This window comes from Cellulosimicrobium sp. TH-20 (assembly GCF_002105775.1).
Taxonomy (GTDB): domain Bacteria; phylum Actinomycetota; class Actinomycetes; order Actinomycetales; family Cellulomonadaceae; genus Cellulosimicrobium; species Cellulosimicrobium funkei.
On the sequence record NZ_CP020857.1, the window covers coordinates 1,948,396 to 1,972,613 of the forward strand.

Genomic DNA, 24,218 nt, shown 5'->3' on the forward strand with positions numbered 1-24,218 from the left:
CGCGGGCGGACGCGCGCGGGGCCGGGGGCGGCAGATCGTGCCGCCCCCGGCCCCGTCAGGTCACAGGCCCAGGTCCTGGAAGGACTGGAGCGTCTTCTGCCACGAGGAGGCGGCGTCGTCCGTCTTCTCGACGTCCACGCGCTTGATGCCGTCCTGGACGGTCGTGTGGATCGAGAAGTAGTTCGCGCCCTTGAACGGCGCGCTGTCGATCGCGAGCGCACGGTTGACGAAGATCGTGCCGACCGGGGCGTCGTTGAAGAAGTCGTTCGTGAAGGACTGCACGGCGTCGGACTCCTGCGCCTCGAGCTGCGACGGGAACGTGCCCGCGTTCTCGAAGGCCGTCGTCTGCTGCGCCGGGTCGGTCAGCCACGCGGCGAGCTCCTTGGCCGCCTCGGCGTTCGGGCCGGAGGCCGGCACCGTGAGGAACGAGCCGCCCCAGTTGAGGCCGCCGCCGGGGAAGACGTCCGCGACGTTCCAGCCGGTGACGCCGCCCGAGCGCTCCTCGACCGGGCCGGTCATCCACGCGGGGCAGATCATCGTCGCGAAGCCGTCGTTCTGGAACGCGGCGTCCCAGTCGCCCGACCACTGCTCGAGGCCGGCGGAGAGCTCGTTCGTCGTCGACTGCTCGAGCACCGTGTCGTAGATGTCGATGATCGGCTGGTTGGACGCGAGGTCCTTGGGCGTGCCGTCGGACTCCTCGTAGGCGTTGTCGATCTGGTTGACCATCGCCTGCGAGATGGACATCGCGGAGTCGTACCAGGCCGCGTCGCTCGCAGCGACGAAGGTCTTGCCCGCGGCGAAGTAGTCGTCCCACGTGGCGTCCTCGCCACCGAGGAGCTCCGCCACGCCGGCCGGGTCGCTCGGGAGGCCCGCGGCCTCGAAGAGGTCCTGGCGGTAGCAGATCGCGCTCGGGCCGATGTCGGTGCCGTAGCCGATGAGCTTGCCGTCGGTCGTCGTCGCCTGCTGGACCTTCCAGTCCACCCAGCGGCCGTCGAGCGACGAGTCGGTGAGGTCGGTGAAGAGGTCGGGGTACTGCATGAGCTCCGGGAGCCAGTCGACCTCGATGGCCTCGATGTCCGCGAGGCCCTCGCCGCCGGCGGCGAGCTTCGTGGTGAGGTTGGTCCGCGCGTCCTCGGACTTGGCGGCCTTCGTCTGCTTGACGGTGACGTTCGGGTGCTCCGCGGTGTACGCGGCGAGGAGCTCGTCCGTGTAGCCGAAGTCGTTGAACGTCGCGACGGTGAGCGTGATCTTGTCTCCGTCGCCGGAGCCCGTCGCGTCGTCGTCCGAGCCGGAGCCGCTCGAGCACGCGGTCAGGGTGAGGGTGATGGCCGCGAGGCCTGCGACGGCGGCGATCGCCTTGCGGGGCCGGCGGGTCGTACGGGTGCTGCTCAGCACGGTGACTCCCTTGTCGGTGGGGCGGGTCGTGGCAGCGCTCCCACCTCCAATGTGGTAGCGCTTCCACACAACGGCCTGATCGTGCGTTCCCGCCCGAACCCGTGTCAAGCCTGGGTCGGGTCCGCACGGGTGTGGTCGCGCTCCCACCCAGGTATCGCCGCAGGTCAGGGCGTTGCAGCGACCTACCAGTTGGTCGGGTTCTGTGGAAATCGTTACCGGTTCGAGACCGGTCGCCGGGCGGGCGTCGCCGGGTCGCCGGTCAGGTCCGGCCGGGCGCCGCTCGGTCGGTGGTCAGCGCGACAGCCACGCGAGGCCGGCGGACTCCTCCGCGGCGAGGGCCGTCCGCACGGCCTCGGCCGCGGCCTGCTCGATCGCCCCGCCGAAGAGCGGCACGTTGGCCTTGACCTCGCCGTCGTAGCGCTCTACGGTGCCGTCCCCCTCCGGGGAGAGCGTCACGGTGCCCGTGAGGCGCACCGGTGCGCCCGTGATCTCGAGCGACACCGTGCCCGACCGCTCGCCGTCGCGCTCCGGCTCCCAGGCCTCCGCCTGCCGGATCTCGAGACGACCCCCGACGAACGAGCGGACGTGCGCCGGGATCTGGTCCGTGGGCAGCGTCCGCCGCACCGTGACGGTGAACCCCTCGTCCGGCCCGCCGGTGACGTCGACCTGCTCGACGTGGGCGCCCTCGCCGCCCGAGCGGGCGGCGCGCCAGCGGACGAACTCCTCGTCCGCGAGCATCGCCCCGACGGCGTGGACGGGGGCGGGGTAGCGGAGCTCGACGCTCAGGTGCACGGGACCTCCTCGGGCCCTGCGCCGGCCCGTGACGGACCGGCCGACGGGACGGCTGACGGTTCGGGCGACCGCGCACGCGGGCGCTGAGGGGACTCTACCGGTCGCGCCCCTCTACGCTGGGGTCCGTGTCTGCCATGAGTGACCTCATCTCCCGCCACGCCGACCTCAGCCCGGCGGACAACGAGTGGTTGCACCTGCTCGTGGGCGACTGGCAGGTGATCTCCGACCTCGCGTTCGCCGACCTCGTGCTGTGGCTGCCCACGAGCGACGGCAACTTCGTCGCCGTCTCCCAGTGCCGGCCGTCGACGGGCGCGACCGTCCACTACGACGACATCGTCGGGTCGTTCGCCCCGGAGGGCCAGCGCCCGCAGCTCGAGCGCGCGCTCACCGAGGTGCGGTCGCAGCGCTCGCGCGAGCCACGCTGGTTCGGCGCGTACGCCGTGCGCGAGGAGGCCATCCCGGTCCTGCACTCCGGGAAGGCGATCGCCGTCGTCGCGCGGCAGACCAACCTCGGGAGCGGGCGCACGCCCAGCCGCCTCGAGCTCAACTACGTCGAGGCCGCGGACGACCTCATCGCGATGATCTCGCGCGGGGAGTTCCCCTTCCCGAACGCCGCGACCGGTCCGCGTCGCGGCGCGCCGCGCGTCGGCGACGGCCTCATCCGGCTGAACTCCGAGGGCGAGGTCCTCTACGCGAGCCCCAACGCGCTGAGCTGCTTCCACCGCCTGGGGGTCATCGGCCCGCTCGTCGGGCGGTCGCTCGCCGAGGTGACGGCCGACCTCATCGAGCACCAGACCCCCGTGGACGAGTCGCTCCCGCTCGTCGTCATGGGCCGCGCGCCCTGGCGCACCGAGATCGAGGCGCAGCGCGTCGCGCTGTCGCTGCGCGCGCTCCCGCTCACCGAGTCCGGCCAGCGCATCGGCGCCGTCCTGCTGTGCCGCGACGTCTCGGAGCTGCGCCGCCGGGAGCGCGAGCTCATCACCAAGGACGCGACGATCCGCGAGATCCACCACCGCGTGAAGAACAACCTCCAGACCGTCGCGGCGCTCCTGCGGCTCCAGGCCCGGCGCATGGACGTCCCCGAGGCGCGCGCGGCGCTGGAGGAGGCGATGCGCCGCGTCGCGACGATCGCGCTCGTGCACGAGAGCCTGTCGCAGACGCTCGACGAGGAGGTGGAGTTCGACGACATGGTCGGTCGCGCGCTGCGCCTCGCGGCCGACGTCGCCTCCGCCGACACGAGCGTGCGCACCGTCCGCACGGGGAGCTTCGGGCTCGTGCCCGCGGAGGACGCGACCCCCCTCGCGCTCATCCTCACCGAGCTCGTCACGAACGCCGTCGAGCACGGCCTCGCGAAGCAGGAGACCGGCACGGTCGAGGTCGCGGTCGAGCGCGACGGCTCGGCCCTGCGGATCGTCGTGTCGGACGACGGCGTCGGCATGCCCGACGGCGACGTCGCGCGAGCGGGCAAGGCCGCCAAGAGCGGACTGGGCTCGCAGATCGTGCAGACCCTCGTGACGAACGAGCTCGGCGGCACCATCGAGTGGTCGCCGCGGCCCGGCGGGGGCACCCAGGTCGTGCTCGCGCTCGTGCTGCGCGACGGCAACCGCCAGGGCTGACCGGCCGGCACGACCGGGGCCGCCGCGCGGAGGCGCGCACGGCACGGGTCGCGGAGCGGAGGCACCGCACGACGACGGGCCGCCACCCCGGGGGGTGACGGCCCGTCGTGCTGCTCGACGCCCGGAGGCGGAGCGGCGTGTCAGCCGGCGCGGCGTGCGCGCGCGGTGCGGCGCTTGAGGGCGCGGCGCTCGTCCTCGGAGAGACCGCCCCAGACGCCGGCGTCCTGGCCGGACTCGATGGCCCACTTGAGGCACGTGTCGACGACGTCGCAGCGGCGGCAGACGGCCTTCGCCTCCTCGATCTGGAGGAGCGCAGGGCCGGTGTTCCCGATGGGGAAGAACAGCTCGGGGTCTTCGTCGAGGCAGGCTGCGCGGTGGCGCCAGTCCATGTTCGTCGTCTCCTTCGGGCAGAGGGGAGCCTGGTCGCGAGGTGATGACTCGTCGCTGGGCGACCCGGCAGGGGGCTGCCCGGGCCAAGGGCTCGAGGCGGGGGTGATTGATGCTTGAACCAGGTTCACACCTCGTGAAGCACAGCACAAGGGGTTACGAGAAAGTTTCCGTCGCATGAATCGTGAGGCCTTCGTCACACGGGTGTGAAGCCGCAGGTCGGCGCGTACGCTGGGTGATCGTGCCCTCCCGCGAGCCCTCCGGAACCCCGCCCGAGCCCCGCCCGACGCCCCCGGGACCGTCGTCCGACGGGGGGTCGCGGCCGCCCGCGCTGACGGCGCTCGTCGCCGGGGTCGGCATCGAGATCGCCGCGCTCACGGTGGGCGCCGTGCTGATCCTCGTCGAGCTCCTCCGCGGTGGTTCGCAGTCGTTCGGGGTGAGCGTCTTCCTCGTCGTCTTCGCCCTCGGCGTGGGGGCCGTGCTCGCCGCGAGCGTGCGCGGGCTGCTGCGCGGGCAGCGCTGGGCGCGGTCGCCCGTCGCGACCTGGCAGATCCTCCAGGGGGTCGTCGCGGTCAGCTCGCTCCAGGTGGGCGTGACCCCGTGGGTCGTCGTCGCGCTCGTGCTCGCCGTCGTGGTGCTCGTCCTCCTCATGCTGCGTCCCGTCGTCGAGGCGACCACGCGCGACGTCCGCCCGGCTGCCTGACTCCCGGCGCGCTGCTCGATTTCCGGCGCGCACGCCTGCGGCCCGGCCTGTTCGCCTGACGGCCCCGAAGGGCCGGCCCTGCCCCCCCGCCGTGGCCGACGCTGCGCCAGGCGCGGCTCTCGTCCGTCACGGGCGGGCGACCTGGAGCGGCGCCAGCCGCGCGCCCTGGACCAGCACCCCTCGGCCCGGTCGGGGTCGGCCGGGTTCGGTGAGCCACTCCAACCCGTGCCCGAACACCTCGGCGCTCCCGCGTTCCCGCGGCGCGAGGACGATCCCGCTGCGCGCCCCGCGCAGGTCCGCGAGCGGACCGCGCAACGCCGAGGCCGCGGCGCCCGTGGTCGCCGACGCGAGCAGCACGAGCCCGTCCCGGCACAGCGCCGCGAGCCGGTCGGCCTCCAGCACGCAGAGCTGGGTCAGCGCGTCCAGGTCGTCGACCACCACGACCCGCGGCGCCGTCGCCCTGCTCGGGAACGTCGCAGCGCCCTGACCTGCCTCCAGCGTGTCGAGGAGGCGCGCGACGTCCGCGGGAGCGTACCGCCGCACGACGATCGCCCCGGTCCCGTTCTCGTTCCCGCTCTGGTTCCCGTTGCTGCTGCCGCTCGCTCGCCAGTCGGTCGTGCCGCTCCCGTCCCGGTTGCCATGGCTGTTGCTGCTCGCCCTCCCATCTTTCGTGCCGTTCCCGTTCCCGCTACTGGCCCGGCCGGTGGTGCGCGCGGTGCGCCCGGGGGCAGGCATCGCCGCGCTCGCCAGCACGTGGTCGCGGCTCACGACCGCGCGGAGCGAACCGGTGGCGGCCGCGTGCCGGGCGAGCAGCGCGAGCGTGCTCGTGCGGCCGCTCCCGGGCGGCCCGACGACGAGCGCGCCCCGCGCAACGTCCATCCACAGCGTCCGGCCGTCGTCGCCGCCCCGGCCGACCGCGACGGCCGCGACGGCACGGCTGGCCGCGACGTCCGCGGTGTCTGCGGTGTCTGCGACGGCACCGTCGACCGCGCCGTCCGCGGCGCATGGACCGACCGGGCCGCAGGTGGGTCCCGGGCTGGGCGCGACGTCCGTGTCGTCACCGTCATCCGAGGCGACCGCAGGGCCGGGGTCCGTCACGACGACGGCCGGGCGCGGGTCGACACCGCCCGGCGCGTGCCCGGCCACGTCGAGATCGGCGGAGTCGACGTCGTCGGGCAGCGGGTGCAGCCGGAAGGCGCCCCGGCGGGGTGGCGCCGGGCGCCCTGATCGTCCTCGCGCGACGGTCGGTGGCAGCACGACCTGGCACATGAGCGGGTCGCCCGGCCCGAGCCACACCGCCCGGCCGGACGGTCCGCCCTGCCCGGCGAGCGCTGCTGGCACGCCCAGCGACACGTCGTCGTGGCGGTCGCGCGAGGCCAGCACCGCTCTGACGCCGACGAGCGACGCCAGGCCGCCGACCGTCGGCCCGCTCGCGCTCACGGCGACCGCCGTGGGGGAGTCGGCGAGCACGTCCGCGAGGGCGTCGGCGCCGGCTCCGCCCGCGACGCCGGCGAGCACGCCGCGCACGGCCTCGACGTCGTCCACGAGGAGGAGGGTGCGTCCGGTCGTGCGGTCGAGCCCCGCGGGTCGGGACTGACCGTCGTCGTGACCGGCCAGGAGCCGGAGGAGGCGGACGACGCGGCGCGGGTCGCTCCGGTCCACGACCGTGCCGGTACCGGGGTGCGCCGCGAGGTCCGCGAGTCCCGGCCCGATCGCGTGGACCGCCCAGCCGCGGTCGAGCGCGGCCAGCCCGACGGTGCGCAGGGCCGTGGTGCGGCCCGACCGGGGCCGGCCCTGGACCGCGAGATGACCGTCGCGCGGGTCCCAGCGGACCACCGTGCGGCGCTGCAGGGCCGGCAGGTCACCGAGTGCGACGGGCAGCGCGCGGTCGTCGGAGCGCACCGCCTCGCCGTCGACCCTGGCGATCCCGTCGATCCCGTCGAACCTGGCGAGCTCGTCGGGTCCGACGCGGGTGGGGAGGGCGGGTAGCCATGGCGCGGGGTGGGGGCGCAGTCCCGAGCGCGCCGCGACCTCGCGTGCTGCCGCGACGAGGAGCGGCAGGTGGTCGTCCGCGGACCCGGGCGCGGGCCCGTCCGGGCTGCGGTGCGGGCCCCACGGGTCGGCGAGCCGGACGCGGACCTCCGGCAGGGCGAGCGGCCCCCCGGCTCGTGCGCACTGCACGGCCACCGGTGGCTCTGCGCCGCGGCGCAGGACCAGGCGCCCGGGCGTCGATGCCGGGACGCGGGCCGCGTGCGGCGAGTCGACGACGTCGCGCGAGTCGGCGACGTCCACGACCCGGAGCGCGATCCGCAGCGTGACGTTCGCCCGCACGTCGGCGCTGACGGCGCCTGCGGGCCGCTGCGTCGCGAGGACCAGGTGCACGCCGAGCGATCGGCCCTGCGCGGCAACACGCAGCAGCCCGGGCACGAGGTCGGGCAGGTCGTCGGCGAGCGCGCGGAACTCGTCCACCACGACCACGAGCCGCGCGAGCCGTCCCCGGGGGAGGGCGTCGATGCTCGCGACCTCCGCCGCGGCGAGGATCCGCTCGCGCCGGTGCAGCTCGGCCCGGAGCCCGGCCAGCGCCCGTCCCGCGAGCCCCGGGTCGAGGTCGGTCACCTGGCCCACGACGTGCGGCAGCCGGCCGCACGCCCCGAAGCTCGCGCCACCCTTGAAGTCGACGAGCGCGAACGACAGCTCGTCGGGCGAGCGTCCGAGCGCGAGCCCGGCGACCAGGGACTGCAGGAGCTCGGACTTCCCGGCGCCCGTCGTGCCGGCGACGAGCGCGTGCGGCCCCTCGCGGACGAGGTCGACGGCGACGGGCGCGCCCCCGGGCCCGACGCCGAGCACGGTCCGCAGGCCGTGCCCGTCCCGGCGGGCCGCGTCCTGCCAGCGCTCGGCGACCCACGTCGCGAGCCGGTCCGGCGCTCGCGGTGCGCCCAGCAGGGGACCGAGCGCGACCGCCGACGGCAGCGACCGCGCCGTGGGGTCGCCCGGGTCGGGCTCACCCGCACGGTCCCCGTCCCCGGTGCCCAGCCGGCCGAGGTGCTCGGCCGCGGCGAGCCGCCGCGCGAGGCCGAGCGCCCACCCGGCGCTCACGCCGACGTGCTCGCGCGGCGTCCGGGCGCCGTCGGGACCCGTGACGACGGCGACGGCTCCCGAGACGTCGACGAGCGTCCGGCACCACGCCGGGACCTGCGCCCGGTCCCCGAGCACCAGCAGCACGTCCGTGCCCACGGGTGCGCACCGCTCCCACGCCCGGGCGAGCTCGCCCGCAGGCACCGGGCCGTCGACGACGACGAGGCCGGGCGGGTCGGCGGCGGCCACGGCGTCGAGCGTCCGGACGGCGCGGGCGTGCGGCAGCCAGCGGCACCACGACCACGCGGTCGCGTCCTGCGCCGCGGGCCGCACCGTCAGTGGCGCCCCCGAGGCGAGTACCTGCACGAGCAGGGCCCGGGCCGCGGCGAGCGCGACGTCCCGGGGCCCGACGACGGCCACGCACCCGTCCGGCAGCCGGACCCGCGACGGGCTCGTCCCACCCGACGCCGCGAGCGACGCCCCGCCACCGGTCGCGCCCACGGACCCGCCCGACGTCGTGCCGACCGTCGTTCCCGGCGCCGCCCCTGACGACCCGGCGTGCGCCGAGGGAGCGCCCGCCGCCCCCGCCCCCGCTGCTCCCGTCCGCGCCAGGTCGGCGCCCGGGGCGAGCCGGGCGATCGTCGCCCAGAGCAGGACGTCGGCGGGCCGGGGGCCCAGCGGGTCCACCGGCACGGTGCCGGGGGCGGTGCCGACGTCCGCCGCGGCCTCGGACGGCGCGGCGCGCTGCGCGACGCGGCGGCGGCGCGCCTCGGCGATCGCGGGACCGAGGACCGCGAGCGGCCCCACGAGCGCGAGCAGCGCGAGGAGCGGCTGGCGCAGCGCCACCGCGAGCCCGACCGACGCGACGGCCGGCACGAGCGCGGTCGCGAGCTGCGCCGTCCCGAGGCGGCCGGCCTCGGTGGGACGGTCCGGACCCACGGCCGGTCCCGACCGGGGACCGTGCACGAGCGCGGGCCGCGCGCGCAGGGCGTACGCGCCGTCGGGCGTCACCAGGGCGCGGCCGACGCGCCAGCGCACCGCGCGCCACGAGCCCACCCGCCGACCGGCCCGGGCCGGGCGCGTACGAAGGACGGCAGCGTCGTCGGGCACTCGGCGCGTGCCGCGCGGAACGCGGACCCGCACCCGGGGCCCGCGCCGCGTGGTGCGCCAGCGGACGTCGAGCCGGTCGACGCGGGTGCGTCCCCGGTCGCCGTGCCCGACGGCGACGAGCCGCCCGGCGTCCGGGCCGCCCAGGACCGCGACGTGCCGGGGCGCCGCGAGCACGCCCTCCGGACCCGGCCCGTCGTCGCGACCGCGCGGGTCCGACCCCGCCCGCACGACCGTGACCGTCGCCCCGGGGAGCAGCGGGCGCGTGCCGCAGCGCTGGTCGTCGTCGACGGGGACGCCGTCCACGGCGAGCGGTGCCGTGCGCAGCTCGGGGCGGCACCCGAGGTCGGCGAGAGCGGGTCGCGCGTCGCCCAGGCGCGTGCCCGCGGCGAGCAGGACGTCCGTGCCCGGGTGGACCGTCACGCGCACCCACACCCCGCCGTCGGACGGGGGCGCGGGAGTGCCGCCCGGCGGTGCACCGGGAGCGAGGGGCGGGGCGGGGGAGAGCACCCGGCGATCGTGCCCGACGGCGGTCCGCACGGGCCGGGCACGACCGCGCCCCTGTGGACGGGGATCCGTCCACAGGGGCGCGCGTCGGCCGACGGCCGGTGGGGCGTCTCGCTCAGTCCACGGCGAGCGCCGCGACGGGCGACGTCCGGGCCGCGGTGCGGCCGGGGACGACGGAGGCGACGAGCCCCGCGACGAGCGCGACCACGAGCACGAGCGCGATGTCGCGCCACGGCACGGCGAGCGACACGTCGCCCATGACGCTCAGCGCCGTGGCCGCTCCGGCCCACCCGTAGAGGACGCCCAGCACGATCCCGAGGACGGCCCCGACGCCCGCGATGAGCATGCCCTCGATCGCGAGCATCCAGCGCAGCTGGGAGCGGCTCAGGCCGATCGCCCGGAGCGTCGCGGACTCGCGTCGCCGCTCGATGACCGAGAGCGACAGCGTGTTCGCCACGCCGATGAGCGCGATGACGACCGCGACCGCGAGCAGCCCGATGATGACCCCGAGGATCGTGTCGATGACGCTCTGCATCGCCGCGCGCTCGACGGCGATCCCGGCGACCTCCACGGGCGTGTCCGACTCCACGACGGCGTCCTGGATCGCAGGGACCACCTGCGCGGCGGCGCCGGTGTCGTCGAGGCCGACCCACAGCCGGGACATGAGGCTCGTCGGGTCGACGGCACGCGCGTCGTCGACGGTGAGCAGCCCGCCGGAGCCGATCCCCCCGGTGCGGACCGTCAGGTCGAGCGTCTCGCCCGTCGGGCCCGTGAGCTCGGCGGTCTCGCCGTCCGCGAGGCCGTAGTTCTCCGCCTCGCCCTCCGAGAGGAGAAGCGTCCCGGGCCCGAAGGCCGCGAGGTCGTCCGGCGTCCGCACCACGGAGCGCGCGGCGTCGGGGTCGGCGCCGTGGAACGACGTCTCGGTGCCGTCCGGCATGGTCACCGTCGCGGCGTACAGCTCGACGACGCGGGACACGCCCTCGGTGCCGGACACGGCGCGCACGACGTCGGACGGCACGGGCTCACCGGTCGACCCGTACGCGTCCGTCGCGACCATGACGTCGACGGGGTACTGGTCGTCGAGCGCGGCGTCGAGCGAGGTGCGCGCGCTCGCGGCGCCGGTCGACATCATCGCGACGAGCGTGACGCCGATGAGCAGCGCGGTGCTCGTCGCGGTGGTGCGGCGCGGGTTGCGCAGCGTGTTCGCGGTGGCGAGGCGCGCCGTCGACCCGGCGCCCGCGAGCAGCCGGCCGACGAACGACACGACGGCGGGCAACCAGTAGACCGCTCCGACGAGGACGCCCACGAACGACAGCGCGCCGCCGGCGACCCCGGCGAGGAGCCCGATCTCGGGCTTGTCGGTGAGCCCGAGCCAGATCCCGCCCGCGAGGACGGCGACGCCGCCCAGCGTGAGCAGGGACGCGATGACGAGCCGCACGCGGCCGCCGCCGCGCAGGATGCTCGGCGCGTCGGCCGGGCGCAGCGCCTCGAGCGGGGCGACGCGGGTCGCGGCGCGAGCGGGGGCGAGCGACGCGACGACCGTCACGAGCGTGCCGACCACGAGCGGCACGAGCACCACCACGGGCGTGACCGTGATGGTCGCGGGGACCGGGACGCCCAGGTCGGCGCCGCGCGCCACGAGGAGCGCGATCTGCGTGAGCAGGCCGCCCAGGACGATGCCGGCGAGCGACGACACGACGCCGAGGATCGTCGCCTCGGTGAGGACGGACCGGGCGAGCTGCGACTTGTTCGCGCCGACCGCCCGCAGGAGCGCGAGGGTGCGCGTGCGCTGCGCGACGAGGACCTGGAACGTGTTCGCGATGACGAGCGCGGCGACGAGCAGCGCGACGGCGGCGAACGAGAGGATGACGTACGTGAAGACGTCCTGGTCGCCGGTCATCTTGCGCGCCTGCTCCTGCGCGTGCTCGTCCGGCGTGACGGCCTTCGCCCCGTCCGGCGAGGCGGCGACGAGCTCGGCGCGCGCCGTCTCGAGGTCCGTGGCGGGCGCGAGGGCCACCATCGCCGACGAGTAGGTGCGGGCCGGGTCGTCGGGCGTGGCCTGTGCGGCCTCCCAGGCGGCGACGTCCTCGGCCGGGACGACGACGGCGCCGCCCATCTGGGCGTACGCGCCGTACGGGTCGTCGGTCGTCCCGACGACGGTCAGCTCGTCGCGGACCTCCGTGTAGTCGCCGCCGTCGGGCGCGGTCTCGTCCCACACGTTGCGCGAGCTCGTGACGGTGTCGCCGATCCCGACGCCGAGGCGCTCGGCCACGGCGGTGGGCAGCGAGACCTGGCCCGACGCGGTGGGCATCGAGCCCTCGACGACCTCGAGCGCCTCGAAGCGCGGGTCGGACGGCGCCGGGACGCCGAGCTGGAACACGCGCTTCGCACCGTGCGAGAGGTCGAGGTAGGTGAACGCCGTGGCGTCGACGGCCTCGACGCCGGGCACGGAGCGCAGGGCCTCGACGTCGGGCGCCGTGAGGTCGTCCGGGGCGGACACGACGAGGTCGGCGTCCGCGTACTGCGCGGCGATCGAGTCGTTCGTGGTCTGGGTGATGACGTTGCCCGCGATGAGCGTCGCCGTGACGAAGGCCGTCCCGATGACGATCGCGACGCCGGCCGCGACGAGGCGGCCGATGCTGCGGCGCATCTGCGCCAGGGTGAGCCGGAACATCAGGCGCGCACCGCCTGCGGGGCGGGGCCGTCGGTGCCGGCGTCGAGCGTGCGGAGCGCGTCGAGCCCTGCGAGCACCGACTCCGGCGTCGGGTCCGTGATGTCGCCCGCGATGCGCCCGTCGGCGATGAGCACGACGCGGTCCGCGTAGGCCGCGGCCGTCGGGTCGTGCGTGACCATGATGATCGTGCGGCCGAGCTCGCGCACCGAGCGGCGCAGGAAGCTCAGCACCTCCGCGCCCGAGCGCGAGTCGAGGTTGCCCGTCGGCTCGTCGGCGAACACGACCTCCGGGCCGGCGATGAGGGCGCGCGCGATGGCGACGCGCTGCTGCTGCCCGCCGGACAGCTCGCTCGGACGGTGGCTCAGGCGCGCCTCGAGGCCGAGCGTGCGCACGAGCGTCTCGAACCACGCACGGTCCACCTTGCCGCCCGCGAGCTCCACGGGGAGCGTGATGTTCTGCTCCGCCGTGAACATCGGCAGGAGGTTGAACGACTGGAACACGAAGCCCACGCGGTCGCGGCGCAGCTGCGTGAGCGCGCTGTCGTTGAGCCCAGTGACCTCGGTGTCCCCGATGAAGGCGTGCCCGCTCGTCGCGGTGTCGAGGCCCGCGAGCAGGTGCATGAGCGTCGACTTGCCCGAGCCCGACGGCCCCATGATGGCCGTGAAGTGCCCGCGCTCGAAGTCCACGTCGACGCCGTCGAGCGCGTGCACCGCCGCCTCGCCCGTGCCGTAGGTCTTGCGCAGCGTGCGGGCCCGCACCGCGGGCGGGCCGGCGGGGGCCGGGTCGGTGGGTCGGTACACGGTCGTGTCCACGTCGTCTCCTGGTTCGTCGTGCCGCACGCGGACCGGTGGTCACGGGCGTGCGTCGGGATCGTGGACGACGCTACGGAGAGGGCCCGGCCCGCCGCGTCCGGCGACGGTCGGGTCATGGCCGCGGGCCGGGTCATCCTCTGGTCGTAGGAGTGCCCCGCCCAGGGTGGACACGACGACGCCCCACCGGTCGGGGACCGGTGGGGCGCGGGCGGAGCGGGTCAGGCGCCGGGGCGCACGAGCCCCGTCTCGTAGGCCGTCACGACGGCCTGCACGCGGTCGCGTGCGCCGAGCTTGGCGAGGATGCGCCCGACGTGCGTCTTGACCGTCGCCTCGGCGACGAACAGGTCGCTCGCGATCTCGGTGTTGGAGCGGCCGCGCGCCATGAGCACGAGCACCTCGCGCTCGCGCTCGGTGAGGCCCTCGACGGCCGCGTGCGCGGGCGAGTCCTGGACCTGCTCGGCGGGCAGCGCCGTCACGAGGTGCTCGAGCAGGCGCCGCGTGGACGACGGCGCGATGACCGCGTCGCCGCGGTGCACCGTCCGGATCGCGGCCAGCATCTCCTCGGGCGGCGCGTCCTTGAGCAGGAAGCCGCTCGCGCCCGAGCGGATCGCCTCGAGCACGTACTCGTCGAGGTCGAACGTCGTGAGGACGATGACCTTGGGGGCGTGCGCGCCGTCGGCCGCCGCCGCGGTGAGGCGGGCCGTCGTCTGGAGCCCGTCGAGGTGCGGCATGCGCACGTCCATGAGCACGACGTCGACCGGGTGGTCCGCGAGCAGGCGCAGTGCCTGGAGCCCGTCGCCCGCCTCGACGGCGACCGTGAGGTCGGGCTGGGAGTCGATCACCATGCGGAAGCCCGCGCGCACGAGCTGCTGGTCGTCGACGAGCGCGATGCGCACGGGGGCGTGCGGCTCGGTGGCGTACGCGTCGCCGGGCACGGGGAGGGCGTCGGTCATGGTGTCCTGTCGGTCGGTCCGGTCGGAGGGCTCGCGCGCGGGTCAGGGGGGCGGCGGGGGCGGGGCGAACAGGCCCGGAGCCGGTCCCGTGGCCGTCCTGCCCGGTCCCATCCTGCCCGACGGTCCCGACCTGCCCGGCAGCGCGGGCCCCGACGGCACGGGGCCAGACGGCGCGGGGCCCGGCGGCACAGGTCCCGACGGCGCGGGGCCGGGCGGCGCGGGCGAGCGACCGGGGACCGGCGGCACGGGCAGGCGCAGGTGCACGCGGAAGCCGCCGCCCGCGCGCGGCCCCACCTGGACGGACCCGCCGAAGAGCGCGGCCCGCTCGCGCATCCCGAGCACGCCGTACCCGCCGGAGCGGGCGTCCTGCCGGGCCTCCGCCGCGCTGGAGGCGCCGCGGCCGTCGTCCTCGACCTCGAGGTCGAGGGTCGTGGCGCCCCAGCGCACGACGACCGTGACCTCCGGGTCCGGTCCCGCGTGCTTGAGGACGTTGGTGAGCGCCTCCTGGCAGACGCGGTAGACCGTGAGCCCGGCCCCGGGCGGCAGGGTGCGCGCCTCGCCCACGCGCACGAACGACACGCGCATCCCGCTGTCGCGCACCTGGGCGACGAGGCTCTCGAGGTCGGCGGCGTCGGGCTGCGGCGCGCGCTCGAGCGCGGCCGGCGGGGGGTTCCCCGGGAGCTGCTGCGTGGCCGCACCGGGTCCGGACGGCGAGCCCGGGCCGGGGACGCCGCCGCGCCCCGCGGGCAGCGCCAGGGTGCCCGCAGGCCCGACGGCGGCCCCCGGCGCGGGCGGGCGCGGCGGCTCGGACCGCAGCACGCCGAGCAGACGACGCATGTCGGCCAGGGCGGTGCGGCCCGTCTCCGAGACGGTCGCGAGCGCGCGGGCCGCGGCGTCGGGGTCGTGGGCGGCGGCGTACCGGCCGCCGTCGGCCTGGGCGATGATGACGGACAGCGAGTGGGCCACGATGTCGTGCATCTCGCGGGCGATGCGCGCCCGCTCGGCGGCGGTCGCGATCTGGGCCTGCTGGTCGCGCTCGACCTCGAGGCGCTCGGCGCGGTCGACGAGCGCGGCGATCGTCTCGCGCCGGGACCGCCGCACGAGGCCGAACGCCCAGACGGCGAGGAACGTCATCCCGCCGAACGCGGACGTGAGGAAGACCATGAGCGCGAGGTCGGTGAGCCGGCCCGACAGCAGCCCGAGCGCGACGCCCAGGACCACCGCGCCGACGAGCGAGGCGACGATCGCGGTGCGGTGCGCCCAGCGCGGCCCGTAGACCGTGACCGAGTAGAGCGCGACGAGCACGGCGAAGTCGGCGGGGAAGATGAGGAGGTAGCCCGCGAGCAGGTGCACGAGCGCGACCGAGTACACCGTGACCGCCGACGCGAGCGGGTGCGAGCGTCGCCAGGGGAGCGGGGCGAGGAGCAGCACGGCCCAGAACGCGGCCCAGCCGCCGCTCGTGCCGACGCCGCTCGCGCCGGACGCGGAGAACGCCGCCGACGCGGGCACGAACACCACCGCGAGGACGAGCGTGACGGTGAGGTCCACACCGAAGCGGTGCTCGTCGGACCACTGCCCGAGGCGCTCGTACCAACCCATGCGTCCAGCCTAGGCAGGGGGCGCTCCCGTGGCGTCCGACCAGGGTCGCAGAGTTCATCGGGCACGATGGGACCGAAGTCGTACTGATGCCCTAGCATGAGCGAATGACCCACGTACTGCTAGCGGAGGACGACCCGGCGATTGCCGAACCTTTGGCGCGCGCACTGACACGTGAGGGTTACAACGTCGTCGTCCAAGGAACTGGTCAAGGGGCGATCGACTCGGCCAGCGGTGCGGACATCGTGGTGCTCGATCTGGGCCTTCCGGACATGGACGGCCTCGACGTCGCACGCGAGATCCGTCACAAGGGCCTGACCACGCCCGTGCTCGTGCTCACCGCGCGCGCCGACGAGGTCGACCTCGTCGTGGGGCTCGACGCGGGCGCCGACGACTACGTCACCAAGCCGTTCCGCCTCGCGGAGCTCCTCGCCCGGGTCCGGGCGCTCCTGCGGCGCTCGCACGGCGAGCAGGTCGACGAGGAGGAGCTCGCGGCGCAGGACGTCCGCATCGACGTCTCCGCGCACCGGGCGTTCCAGGGCGAGCGCGAGCTCCACCTGACCACCAAGGAGTTCGAGCTGCTGCGCGTGCTCGTCGCGAGCGCGGGCTCGGTCGTCGTCCGCGACGCCCTGATGCGCGACGTGTGGGGCTCGGAGCCCGTCGGCTCGACGAAGACGCTCGACATGCACGTGTCGTGGCTGCGCCGCAAGCTCGGTGACGACGCCAACGCGCCGCGCTACATCTCGACCGTCCGGGGCCTCGGCTTCCGCTTCGAGACCGGCGAGAGCTGACCGTCCCCTGACGGGACGAGGGACACGGGGAGCGAGGAGCAGCGTGCGGCGTCGGATGCTGCAGGCGACGGTGGCGGCCGTGGCCGTCGCCGTGATCCTCCTCGGGTTCCCCCTCGCCTTCTACGGCGCCCGGTTCGTGCTCCAGGGCGAGGTCGACGACCTCTCCTCGCGCGTCGAGCGCCTCTCCCGGTCCATCGACGCGCGCCTCGCGACGGGTGACGAGATCCCGGACCACGTCATCGAGGACGCGGTCCAGCCCCGCGCGAGCGACCCTCCGGCGCACGTCTACGTCGCGCTGCCCGACGGCACGGTGCTCACGGCGGGCGACGAGGTCACGGGCCGCGAGATCGAGCAGCCCCTGCACTCCGACTCCGGCGCGCTCGTGACCCTCACCGTCTCCTACTGGGACGCCTACCTCCGGGCCGCGCAGGTCGTGCTGCTCGTCGTGGCCGCGGCGATCGTGGCGTTCGCCGCGGGCATCGGGATGGCCGTGTGGCAGGCGAACCGCATCGCCGCGCCGCTCGTGTACCTCGCGGCGTCGGCGGAGCAGCTCGGCTCGGGGCAGGTGCGCCCACGGCTCGAACCCTCGGGCGTCGAGGAGATCGACCTCGTCGCGGCCGAGCTCGCGCGCAGCTCCGACCGGCTCGCGGGCCGGCTCGCCGCGGAGCGTCAGTTCGCGGCCGACGCGTCGCACCAGCTCCGCACGCCCCTCACGGCCCTGAGCATGCGGCTCGAGGAGATCTCCCTCGCGTCCGACGACCCGGCCGTCCAGGAGGAGGCGCGGATCTCCCTCGAGCAGGTCGAGCGGCTGGTCGGGGTCGTCGACGACCTCCTCGCGTCGTCACGGCGCGCGCAGGGCGGGACGACGGAGGCGGTGAGCCTGCTCGACGTCGTGCACCAGCAGGAGGAGGAGTGGGTGCCGACGTTCGCCAAGGCGGGACGCCGGCTCGTCGTCGACGTGCCGCCCGAGTACCAGGTGCTCGCGACGCCCGGCGCGCTCGCTCAGGTGTTGGCCACGCTCATCGAGAACTCGCTCAAGCACGGCGGCGGCACGACGACGGTCCGCGCGCGCCCGTCCGGCACGAGCGGCGCCATCGTCACCGAGGTGTCCGACGAGGGCGCGGGCGTCCCCGACGACCTCGCGCCGCGCATCTTCGAGCGTGAGGTCACCTCGGGCGCGGGGACCGGTCTCGGCCTCGCGCTCGCCCGGGACCTCGCCGCGTCCGACGGCGGCCGCCTGGAGCTGGCGCAGCGTCGGCCCGCGGTCTTCGCGCTCTTCCTCGCGGGGGTGCCGCGGCGCCTCGACCCGCGCGTCGTGCTGCCGACGGGGACGGCCGTCGCGGCCGGTGGCCGACGCCGGCGCCGACGCGGCTGACACCTCCGGGACGCGTGCGGCTCAGTCGGTCCGCACGTCCGCAGGAGGGCGAGGCGCGCCGTCCGCGGCCTTCGCCGGGGTCGCGGCGTCGGCGCGGTCTCCCGTGAAGACGAGGTGGCGGTACGCGACGTAGCGGAAAGCCGTGCCCAGGGCGAGCCCCACGACGTTCGCCGAGACGTTCTTGGCGAGCGGCGACGTCAGCCCGAGCGCGTACGTCGAGATCGCGAGGCACCCCACGGCGATGAGCATGCCGCCCACGTTGACGACGACGAACGCCGCGAGCTCGCGCCCGCGCGACTGCGTGCGCCGGTCCGAGAACGTCCAGTACCGGTTGCCGACCCACGCCACGAGCGTCGCGACGGCGACGGAGACGATCTTCGCGGTGAGCGGCTTGTGGCCGAGCAGCTCGCCCGGGCCGAAGCTCAGCAGGTTGAACAGGCCCAGGTCGACGACGTACGCGAGCGCGCCGACCGACCCGAACTTCGCGAGCTCGCGGACCCGCGCCAGCACGCGCTCGCGGCGCGACCCGGACGTCGCGGACGTCTCCGCTCGCCGGTCCAGGTCGTTCACCACCCCTCGAGGCTACCGGCCGGTCCTGGGCCCCGCCCGGGTGCCGTCCGCCGTCCGTCCGACGGGCGGTCGAAGGAGGGCCGTCCCGCGGCCAGGCACTAGGGTGGGTGCACGTGGCAGCCCCAGTGATCGCCGTGGTCGGCGGAGGACAGCTCGCACGCATGATGGCCCCCGCGGCCGGAGAGCTCGGCGTGCACCTGCGTGTGCTCGTGGAGGCCGCGGACTCGTCCGCGGCCCAGGTCGTCGTGGACGCGCCCGTCGGCGTCGCGTCCGACGAGGCCGCGGTGCGCTCCCTCATCGCCCCCGCGGGCGCCGCCCCGGCGGACGTCCTGACGTTCGAGCACGAGCACGTCCCGAACGCGCTGCTCACCGACCTCCTCGAGCACGGCACGCCCGTGCGCCCGGGCCCGGACGCGCTCGTCCACGCCCAGGACAAGATCGTCATGCGCCGCCGGCTCACCGAGCTCGGCGTGCCGTGCCCGCGCTGGGCCGCGCTCCCCACGGACCCGACGGCGGCGCGGGCCGCGCTCACCGACTTCCTCGCCGAGGTCGGGGGCGAGGCCGTGGTGAAGACGGCGCGCGGCGGGTACGACGGCAAGGGCGTCCGCGTGGTCTCGGCCGCGGAGGGCGGCCCCGAGCAGGTGGCGGAGTGGATCGAGTCGGCCGCGACGGACGGCCCCGAGCTCCTCGTCGAGGAGAAGGTCCCGTTCACGCGCGAGCTCGCCGTGCTCGTCGCCCGGCGCCCGAGCGGCGGCGCGGACGGGCGGGGCGAGGTGCGTACCTGGCCCGTCGTGGAGTCGATCCAGCGCGACGGCGTGTGCGCCGAGGTGATCGCGCCCGCGCCCGGCCTCACCGACGCCGAGGCGGAGCGCGCACGCGACGCCGCCGTGCGGATCGCCGAGGGGCTCGGCGTCACGGGGGTGCTCGCGGTCGAGATGTTCGAGGTCCCGGGGGAGGAGGGCCCGCGCGTGCTGGTCAACGAGCTCGCGATGCGCCCCCACAACTCCGGCCACTGGACGATCGACGGCGCGGTGACGAGCCAGTTCGAGCAGCACCTGCGCGCCGTGCTCGACCTCCCGCTCGGCGACACCGCGGCGACCGCGCGCTGGACCGTGATGGCGAACGTCCTCGGCTCGACCCTCGACGAGCTCACCGACGCGCTGCCCGACGTCCTCGCCGCGTTCCCCGACGCCCGGGTCAACCTCTACGGCAAGGGCGTGCGTCCCGGGCGCAAGCTCGGCCACGTCAACGTGAGCGGCGACGACCTGGACGACGTCCGGCGTCGGGCCCTGGCCGCCGCCGCGACCCTGCGGGGCGAGCGCCCCGCGACCGACCCGAACGAGGAGCGCGCATGAGCCAGAACCCTGTCGTCGGCATCGTCATGGGGTCGGACTCCGACTGGCCCGTCATGGAGGCCGCCGCCGACGCGCTGGCCGAGTTCGACGTGCCCGTCGAGGTCGACGTCGTCTCCGCCCACCGGATGCCCGTCGAGATGATCGACTACGGCCGCACCGCCGCGGAGCGCGGCCTGCGCGTGATCGTCGCGGGCGCCGGGGGAGCGGCCCACCTGCCGGGCATGCTCGCCGCCGTCACGCCCCTGCCCGTCATCGGCGTCCCCGTGCCGCTGCGCCACCTCGACGGCATGGACTCGCTGCTGTCGATCGTGCAGATGCCCGCGGGCGTCCCCGTCGCGACGGTGTCGGTCGGCGGCGCGCGCAACGCGGGCCTGCTCGCCGCGCGCATCCTCGCCGCGGGCACCGACGACGACGCCGCGCGGCTGCGCGAGCGCATGGTCGCCTTCCAGGCGGACCTGGGGGAGCAGGCGCGTGCCAAGGGTGGCCGGCTGCGCGCGTCGCGCGCCGGCGAGCAGCGCACCGGCTTCGGCGCCTGAGCCGAGGCGTCAGCCCGTCGGTTGCGGGAGGCCGCCCACCTGACCGGGCGCGAGGTTGCCGTCCCGGATGTCGACCCAGAACTGGCCGACCGTCTCGGGGTCGAGCTGCACGGTCGACCCGAGGTTCCCGCCGGGGCGGAAGTCGGGGTTCGAGATCGGCGGGGTGCCGGTGATGCCGTCCGGCCCGTTGGCCTTGCGGAAGGCGAGCGCGAGCTTGCCGAGGTCCACGATGCCGGTCTTCTCGTCCACGGTGAGGGCACCCAGCCCGGAGTCGAGCAACGAGACCTGGTCGCCCGGGCGGAAGAGGATGCTGGGGTTCGCCGCCTGCGAGCTGATCGCGCCGATGACCTGGCGCTGACGCTCGGCCCGTCCGATGTCGCCCTGCGGGTCCGAGTACCGCATGCGCGAGAACGCGAGCGCGGTGTGCCCGTCGGCCACGTGGCAGCCCGCCGTCCAGACGAGCTCGCTCTTCGGGTCGTCCACGTCGTAGTCGAGGCACAGCTCGACGCCGCCGACGGCGTCCACGATCCCCTCGACACCGCCGAACCCGACCTCGACGTAGTGGTCGACCGTGAGGCCGGTGAGCTGCTCCACGGTCTGCACGAGCAGCGCCGGGCCGCCCCAGGAGTACGCCGAGTTGAGCTTGCTCGACCCGTTGCCCGGAATCTCCGCGTACGTGTCGCGCGGCAGGCTGATGAGCGCGACCGGGCCGCTCGGCGGCGCGTGGAGGACCATGATCGTGTCGGTGCGGGCGCCTTCGGTGCCGTCCTCGCTGATACCGTCCCCCCGCGCGTCCGACCCGGCGAGCAGGTAGGTGTTGCCCGCGGTGCCGGGAGCGCCGGAGAGCGCCTCGACGTGCTGGATCTTGCCGTTGGCCCAGAGGAGGAGGCCGACGGGCCAGGCGAGGAGCGCGACGATGACGACGCCGGCGACGAGCCCGACGATGCGGCCCTTGCGGACGCGGAAGCCGCCGCCCGGACGGGACGCCCCGGTGGCGGTGGGTGGGCGTCCGCTGCCCGGGCCGCCGGGGCCGGCCGGGCGCGGGCGAGGTGCCGCGGTGGGTCGACGTCCCGCGGTCGCGGTCGCGGCGCGCGCGCTCGCGTGCGGGGACGACGAGACGCGAGCGGGAGCCGAGCGCTCGGGCGACCGCGCCGGCGCGACGGACGGGGGCAGCGCCGAGGCCGCGGGCTCGCTCCGAGGTCGTGCTCGCCCCGCGGGCGGCGCCGGCGGCGGCGTGCCCTGGCGGGCCGGGGTCACGGGGATCTCGCGCGACGACTGGCGCCGGATGCGTGGCTCGGCCCGGACGGCGTCGTCGGGCACGGGCCGGGCCGGCGGACGGGGGCGACCGCTGTTCCCGACGGCGATCGCGTCGTCGGCCGACGTAGGCCGGGGCGAGCGACCGCCCTGGGGCGTGAAGCTCGGGGGCAGCGACCGGGGATCGCGGGAGTCGGTCATGGGATCACCCGCACTGCGCGGTCTCGTCGGCGGCGGAGAACGCCTCCTTGCCGGCTTCCTTCGTCTGCACCGGCGCGGGCTCGTCCGAGGCGGTGTCCGGCACCGGGGCGTCGTCGCCCTCGCTCGCCGGTGGCGCGTCGGTCGCGGCGTCGACCGCCGGCTGGTCGGCCGCGGGGGCGGGCGTCACGATCGGCTCGTCCGCGCGCACCTTCGCCCACAGCTCGTCGGCCTCCGAGGTCCAGACGACCTTCGCGTCGGGGTCCCGCGGGTCCGGCGCGTTGGGAACGGTCATGAAGGTGATGTTGCCACTCGTCGCGCCCCGGAGGCTGAAGGCGAGCCCGGCGAGGCTCGGGATCGACGAGAGGTTGTCGCTCGTCGTCAGCGACCTGGTGCCCGCGTCGACGAAGCCGTAGATCTGGCCGAGGTCCGAGAGCACGTTCTTCGACAGCACCTGGTTGACCGTCGCGGCGAGGAGCTGCTGCTGCCGGCCGATGCGGCTGAGGTCCGACCCGTCGCCCACCCCGTACCGGGCGCGCGCGAAGCCGAGCGCCTGGGCGCCGTCGAGCGTCTGCCACCCCGCGGCGAGCTTCAGGTCCGCCTTGGGGGAGTCGATCGCCTCGGGGATGCACATGCGCACCCCGCCGATCGCGGACACCATGTTCTGGAAGCCCGCGAAGTCGACGACGACGAAACCGTCGACGTAGACGTCGGTGAGGCTCTCGACGGTCTGCATGGTGCACGCGGCGGCGGAGTCCACGTCGCCGCCGACGGTCGCCCCGTTGGCGAACGCCGCGTTGAAGCGGGTGTTGGCGGGGGCGGTCGTCTTCCCGCTCGTCGTGTTGCACGCCGGGACGTCGACGCGCGAGTCGCGCGGGATCGAGATCATCTCCACGCGCGAGCGGTCGGCGGACACGTGCACGAGGATCGTCGTGTCCGAGCGCATGCCCTCGACGCCCTCGACGTCGTGGCCGTTCTCCCCGCCGCGCGCGTCGGACCCCATCACGAGGATGTTGAGGGGCTTCCCGGCGTTCGGGTCGCTCGGGTCCGGGGTGGTCTGCGCGGGACGGTCGTCGAGCAGGTCGAGCGCGCTCGACGACGTGATGTTGCCCTGGATGTTCGACAGCGCCGAGGCGCCGCCGACCGCGCCGAACGCGAGGACGGCCGTGGCGACGAGGCCCACCGAGCGCGCGACCCGGTGGGTGCGCTGCCGCCTCGCGTGCGCAGGACCGCGCGACGGCCGGGAGGCCGCGGCGCTGCGGTTCTGGGCGCGGGAGCGTGGGGTCACGGGCATCGAGCATAGGCGGACGCCGCGACGCGCTGGCGCGTGCACGGGGCTCGCGGCGTGGAGGAGTTGTGGAACCTACGGTTCCGACCGGGGACGCGTGGGCACCACGCCGTCGTCGATCGTGGCGGTCCGCGCGGACTCGTCGTGCTCGAGCTGGCCGACCGAGTCGTCGACGCGCTCGAGCGTGGCCTCGGCCAGGCCGAGCTCGCGCGTGAGCACGGTGATCTTCCGCTCGAGCTGGTTCGTGCGCCGGTGGCTCGTCGCGATGAAGCTGACGAACGCGATCACCAGCGCGTAGAGCAGCAGGTCGGTGCCTCGCCCGACGTCGAGCAGGTTGGCGACGAAGGTGAGCCACTCCGGGAAGAGGATCGCGAGGACCGCGCCGATGACGAACGCGACGAGCAGCAGACGACGGATCGCCTGGTGCCGGGCGTTCGCGGTCGACCGGGTGAGCAGCACGGTCACCACGACGACCGCGGCGACGAGGATGACCTGGATGAGCATGACCGATCCCTGCTACTTGAAGACGAGGTCGACGAGGATGTTGACCGAGTTCCAGAGCGACTGGCCCTTGGCCTTGGAGTAGTCCGTGTACAGGACGTGGACCGGGTGCTCCCGCCACGGCAGCCGCGTCCGGCCGAGCTGGAGGACGATCTCGCTCGCGTGGGCCATCCGGTCCTGGCGAAGGTCGACGTGCCGCGCCGCGTCCACGCGGATGACCCGGAGGCCGTTGTGCGCGTCGGTGAGCCGCAGCCCGGTGCTCTGGTTGGTGAACCACACCGCCGTCCGCAGGACGAGGCGCTTGAGGAGCCCCGGCCTCGTGCGGTCGTCGAGGAAGCGCGAGCCGAACACGATCGCCACGTCCTCGGCGCGCGCGAGCTCCACCATCGCGAGCGCGTCCTCGACCTGGTGCTGGCCGTCCGCGTCGAACGTCACGAGGTACCGCGCGCCCTCCTGCGCCCGCGCGTACTCGATGCCGGTCTGGAGCGCGGCGCCCTGGCCGAGGTTCACCGCGTGGCGGACCACGACGGCGCCCGCCTCGCGGGCGCGCTCCGCGGAGTCGTCCGTGCTGCCGTCGTCGACGCAGACGACGTTCGGGAAGGTCTTGCGCGCCTCGGCGACGACGTCGCCGACCACCGCGTCCTCGTTGTAGAGCGGGATCACGAGCCAGACGTCGTCGGTGACGGTGCGGGTGGGCGCGCGACCGTCCGTCGCCGCGTCCGAAAAGTCCATG

At 75.5% G+C, this 24,218-nt stretch carries 19 protein-coding genes; 6 read left to right on the plus strand and 13 right to left on the minus strand.

The window, feature by feature from the left end:
* Positions 1–60: 60 nt before the first annotated feature.
* Positions 61–1,395 carry an ABC transporter substrate-binding protein gene (locus B8281_RS08660; protein WP_034651856.1) on the minus strand — a complete coding sequence of 445 codons (1,335 nt, stop codon included), beginning with the start codon at positions 1,393–1,395 and terminating at the stop codon, positions 61–63.
* A gap of 291 nt (positions 1,396–1,686) precedes the next feature.
* Positions 1,687–2,187, minus strand: a complete 501-nt coding sequence (locus B8281_RS08665; RefSeq protein ID WP_021481970.1) for a DUF2505 domain-containing protein — start codon at positions 2,185–2,187, stop codon at positions 1,687–1,689.
* Positions 2,188–2,321: 134 nt separating this feature from the next.
* Here B8281_RS08665 and B8281_RS08670 point away from each other — a divergent pair, with 134 nt between their 5' ends.
* Positions 2,322–3,803 carry a sensor histidine kinase gene (locus B8281_RS08670; protein ID WP_085387501.1) on the plus strand — a complete coding sequence of 494 codons (1,482 nt, stop codon included), beginning with the start codon at positions 2,322–2,324 and terminating at the stop codon, positions 3,801–3,803.
* Between the two features lie 140 nt (positions 3,804–3,943).
* On the opposite strand, the gene B8281_RS08675 is transcribed toward B8281_RS08670, so the two are convergent.
* On the minus strand, positions 3,944–4,192 hold the full coding sequence (locus tag B8281_RS08675) for a WhiB family transcriptional regulator (RefSeq protein WP_021481972.1): 249 nt from the start codon (positions 4,190–4,192) through the stop codon (positions 3,944–3,946).
* A 239-nt stretch (positions 4,193–4,431) separates the two neighbouring features.
* Between B8281_RS08675 and B8281_RS08680 the strand changes: the two genes are divergently transcribed.
* On the plus strand, positions 4,432–4,893 hold the full coding sequence (locus B8281_RS08680) for a hypothetical protein (protein WP_137281170.1): 462 nt from the start codon (positions 4,432–4,434) through the stop codon (positions 4,891–4,893).
* 126 nt (positions 4,894–5,019) lie between these two features.
* Here the strand turns inward: B8281_RS08680 and B8281_RS08685 are convergent, their stop codons facing one another.
* From B8281_RS08685 to B8281_RS08705, 5 genes are all read right to left on the minus strand, one after another.
* Complete coding sequence (locus B8281_RS08685) at positions 5,020–9,585, minus strand: FtsK/SpoIIIE domain-containing protein (RefSeq protein WP_157446607.1); 4,566 nt, start codon at positions 9,583–9,585, stop codon at positions 5,020–5,022.
* 112 nt (positions 9,586–9,697) lie between these two features.
* The gene (locus B8281_RS08690; RefSeq protein WP_232322738.1) at positions 9,698–12,232 is read right to left on the minus strand and encodes an ABC transporter permease; all 2,535 of its coding nucleotides are present in this window, start codon (positions 12,230–12,232) and stop codon (positions 9,698–9,700) included.
* Positions 12,233–12,255: 23 nt separating this feature from the next.
* Positions 12,256–13,068, minus strand: a complete 813-nt coding sequence (locus B8281_RS08695) for an ABC transporter ATP-binding protein (RefSeq protein ID WP_085387504.1) — start codon at positions 13,066–13,068, stop codon at positions 12,256–12,258.
* A gap of 218 nt (positions 13,069–13,286) precedes the next feature.
* A complete protein-coding gene (locus tag B8281_RS08700; RefSeq protein WP_051876517.1) occupies positions 13,287–14,021 on the minus strand; it encodes a response regulator transcription factor in 735 nt (244 codons plus the stop codon).
* A 42-nt stretch (positions 14,022–14,063) separates the two neighbouring features.
* The gene (locus B8281_RS08705) at positions 14,064–15,620 is read right to left on the minus strand and encodes a sensor histidine kinase (RefSeq protein ID WP_085387505.1); all 1,557 of its coding nucleotides are present in this window, start codon (positions 15,618–15,620) and stop codon (positions 14,064–14,066) included.
* A 104-nt stretch (positions 15,621–15,724) separates the two neighbouring features.
* On the opposite strand from B8281_RS08705, the gene B8281_RS08710 reads away from it, so the two are divergent.
* Positions 15,725–16,408, plus strand: a complete 684-nt coding sequence (locus B8281_RS08710; protein WP_031316534.1) for a response regulator transcription factor — start codon at positions 15,725–15,727, stop codon at positions 16,406–16,408.
* Positions 16,409–16,451: 43 nt separating this feature from the next.
* Complete coding sequence (locus tag B8281_RS08715) at positions 16,452–17,783, plus strand: ATP-binding protein (RefSeq protein WP_085387506.1); 1,332 nt, start codon at positions 16,452–16,454, stop codon at positions 17,781–17,783.
* Positions 17,784–17,804: 21 nt separating this feature from the next.
* Here B8281_RS08715 and B8281_RS08720 read toward each other — a convergent pair whose 3' ends face one another.
* The gene (locus B8281_RS08720; RefSeq protein WP_085387507.1) at positions 17,805–18,356 is read right to left on the minus strand and encodes a GtrA family protein; all 552 of its coding nucleotides are present in this window, start codon (positions 18,354–18,356) and stop codon (positions 17,805–17,807) included.
* 110 nt (positions 18,357–18,466) lie between these two features.
* Here B8281_RS08720 and B8281_RS08725 point away from each other — a divergent pair, with 110 nt between their 5' ends.
* Both B8281_RS08725 and purE read left to right on the plus strand, forming a co-directional pair.
* Positions 18,467–19,708 carry a 5-(carboxyamino)imidazole ribonucleotide synthase gene (locus B8281_RS08725; protein WP_085387508.1) on the plus strand — a complete coding sequence of 414 codons (1,242 nt, stop codon included), beginning with the start codon at positions 18,467–18,469 and terminating at the stop codon, positions 19,706–19,708.
* A complete protein-coding gene (purE, locus tag B8281_RS08730; RefSeq protein ID WP_085387509.1) occupies positions 19,705–20,244 on the plus strand; it encodes a 5-(carboxyamino)imidazole ribonucleotide mutase in 540 nt (179 codons plus the stop codon). Before B8281_RS08725 ends, purE begins: the two co-directional genes overlap by 4 nt.
* Positions 20,245–20,253: 9 nt before the next feature.
* On the opposite strand, the gene B8281_RS08735 is transcribed toward purE, so the two are convergent.
* The 4 genes from B8281_RS08735 to B8281_RS08750 form a co-directional block, all read right to left on the minus strand.
* Positions 20,254–21,699 (minus strand): LCP family protein, encoded by a 1,446-nt coding sequence (locus B8281_RS08735; RefSeq protein WP_085387510.1) that lies wholly within the window; start codon positions 21,697–21,699, stop codon positions 20,254–20,256.
* 4 nt (positions 21,700–21,703) lie between these two features.
* Positions 21,704–22,990: an LCP family protein gene (locus tag B8281_RS08740; protein WP_085387511.1), complete on the minus strand. Its 1,287-nt coding sequence runs from the start codon at positions 22,988–22,990 to the stop codon at positions 21,704–21,706.
* Between the two features lie 69 nt (positions 22,991–23,059).
* A complete protein-coding gene (locus B8281_RS08745; RefSeq protein WP_051027616.1) occupies positions 23,060–23,488 on the minus strand; it encodes a DUF2304 domain-containing protein in 429 nt (142 codons plus the stop codon).
* A gap of 12 nt (positions 23,489–23,500) precedes the next feature.
* Positions 23,501–24,217 carry a glycosyltransferase family 2 protein gene (locus B8281_RS08750; RefSeq protein ID WP_034650615.1) on the minus strand — a complete coding sequence of 239 codons (717 nt, stop codon included), beginning with the start codon at positions 24,215–24,217 and terminating at the stop codon, positions 23,501–23,503.
* Position 24,218: the final 1 nt, after the last annotated feature.

Coding starts and splice junctions, on each gene's coding strand:
- B8281_RS08690 (WP_232322738.1), bottom strand. CDS start 12,232: ATGCGCCGCAGCATCGGCCGCCTCGTCGCGGCCGGCGTCGCGATCGTC.
- B8281_RS08675 (WP_021481972.1), bottom strand. CDS start 4,192: ATGGACTGGCGCCACCGCGCAGCCTGCCTCGACGAAGACCCCGAGCTG.
- B8281_RS08735 (WP_085387510.1), bottom strand. CDS start 21,699: ATGACCGACTCCCGCGATCCCCGGTCGCTGCCCCCGAGCTTCACGCCC.
- B8281_RS08670 (WP_085387501.1), top strand. CDS start 2,322: ATGAGTGACCTCATCTCCCGCCACGCCGACCTCAGCCCGGCGGACAAC.
- B8281_RS08745 (WP_051027616.1), bottom strand. CDS start 23,488: ATGCTCATCCAGGTCATCCTCGTCGCCGCGGTCGTCGTGGTGACCGTG.
- purE (WP_085387509.1), top strand. CDS start 19,705: ATGAGCCAGAACCCTGTCGTCGGCATCGTCATGGGGTCGGACTCCGAC.
- B8281_RS08705 (WP_085387505.1), bottom strand. CDS start 15,620: ATGGGTTGGTACGAGCGCCTCGGGCAGTGGTCCGACGAGCACCGCTTC.
- B8281_RS08710 (WP_031316534.1), top strand. CDS start 15,725: ATGACCCACGTACTGCTAGCGGAGGACGACCCGGCGATTGCCGAACCT.
- B8281_RS08740 (WP_085387511.1), bottom strand. CDS start 22,990: ATGCCCGTGACCCCACGCTCCCGCGCCCAGAACCGCAGCGCCGCGGCC.
- B8281_RS08700 (WP_051876517.1), bottom strand. CDS start 14,021: ATGACCGACGCCCTCCCCGTGCCCGGCGACGCGTACGCCACCGAGCCG.
- B8281_RS08750 (WP_034650615.1), bottom strand. CDS start 24,217: ATGGACTTTTCGGACGCGGCGACGGACGGTCGCGCGCCCACCCGCACC.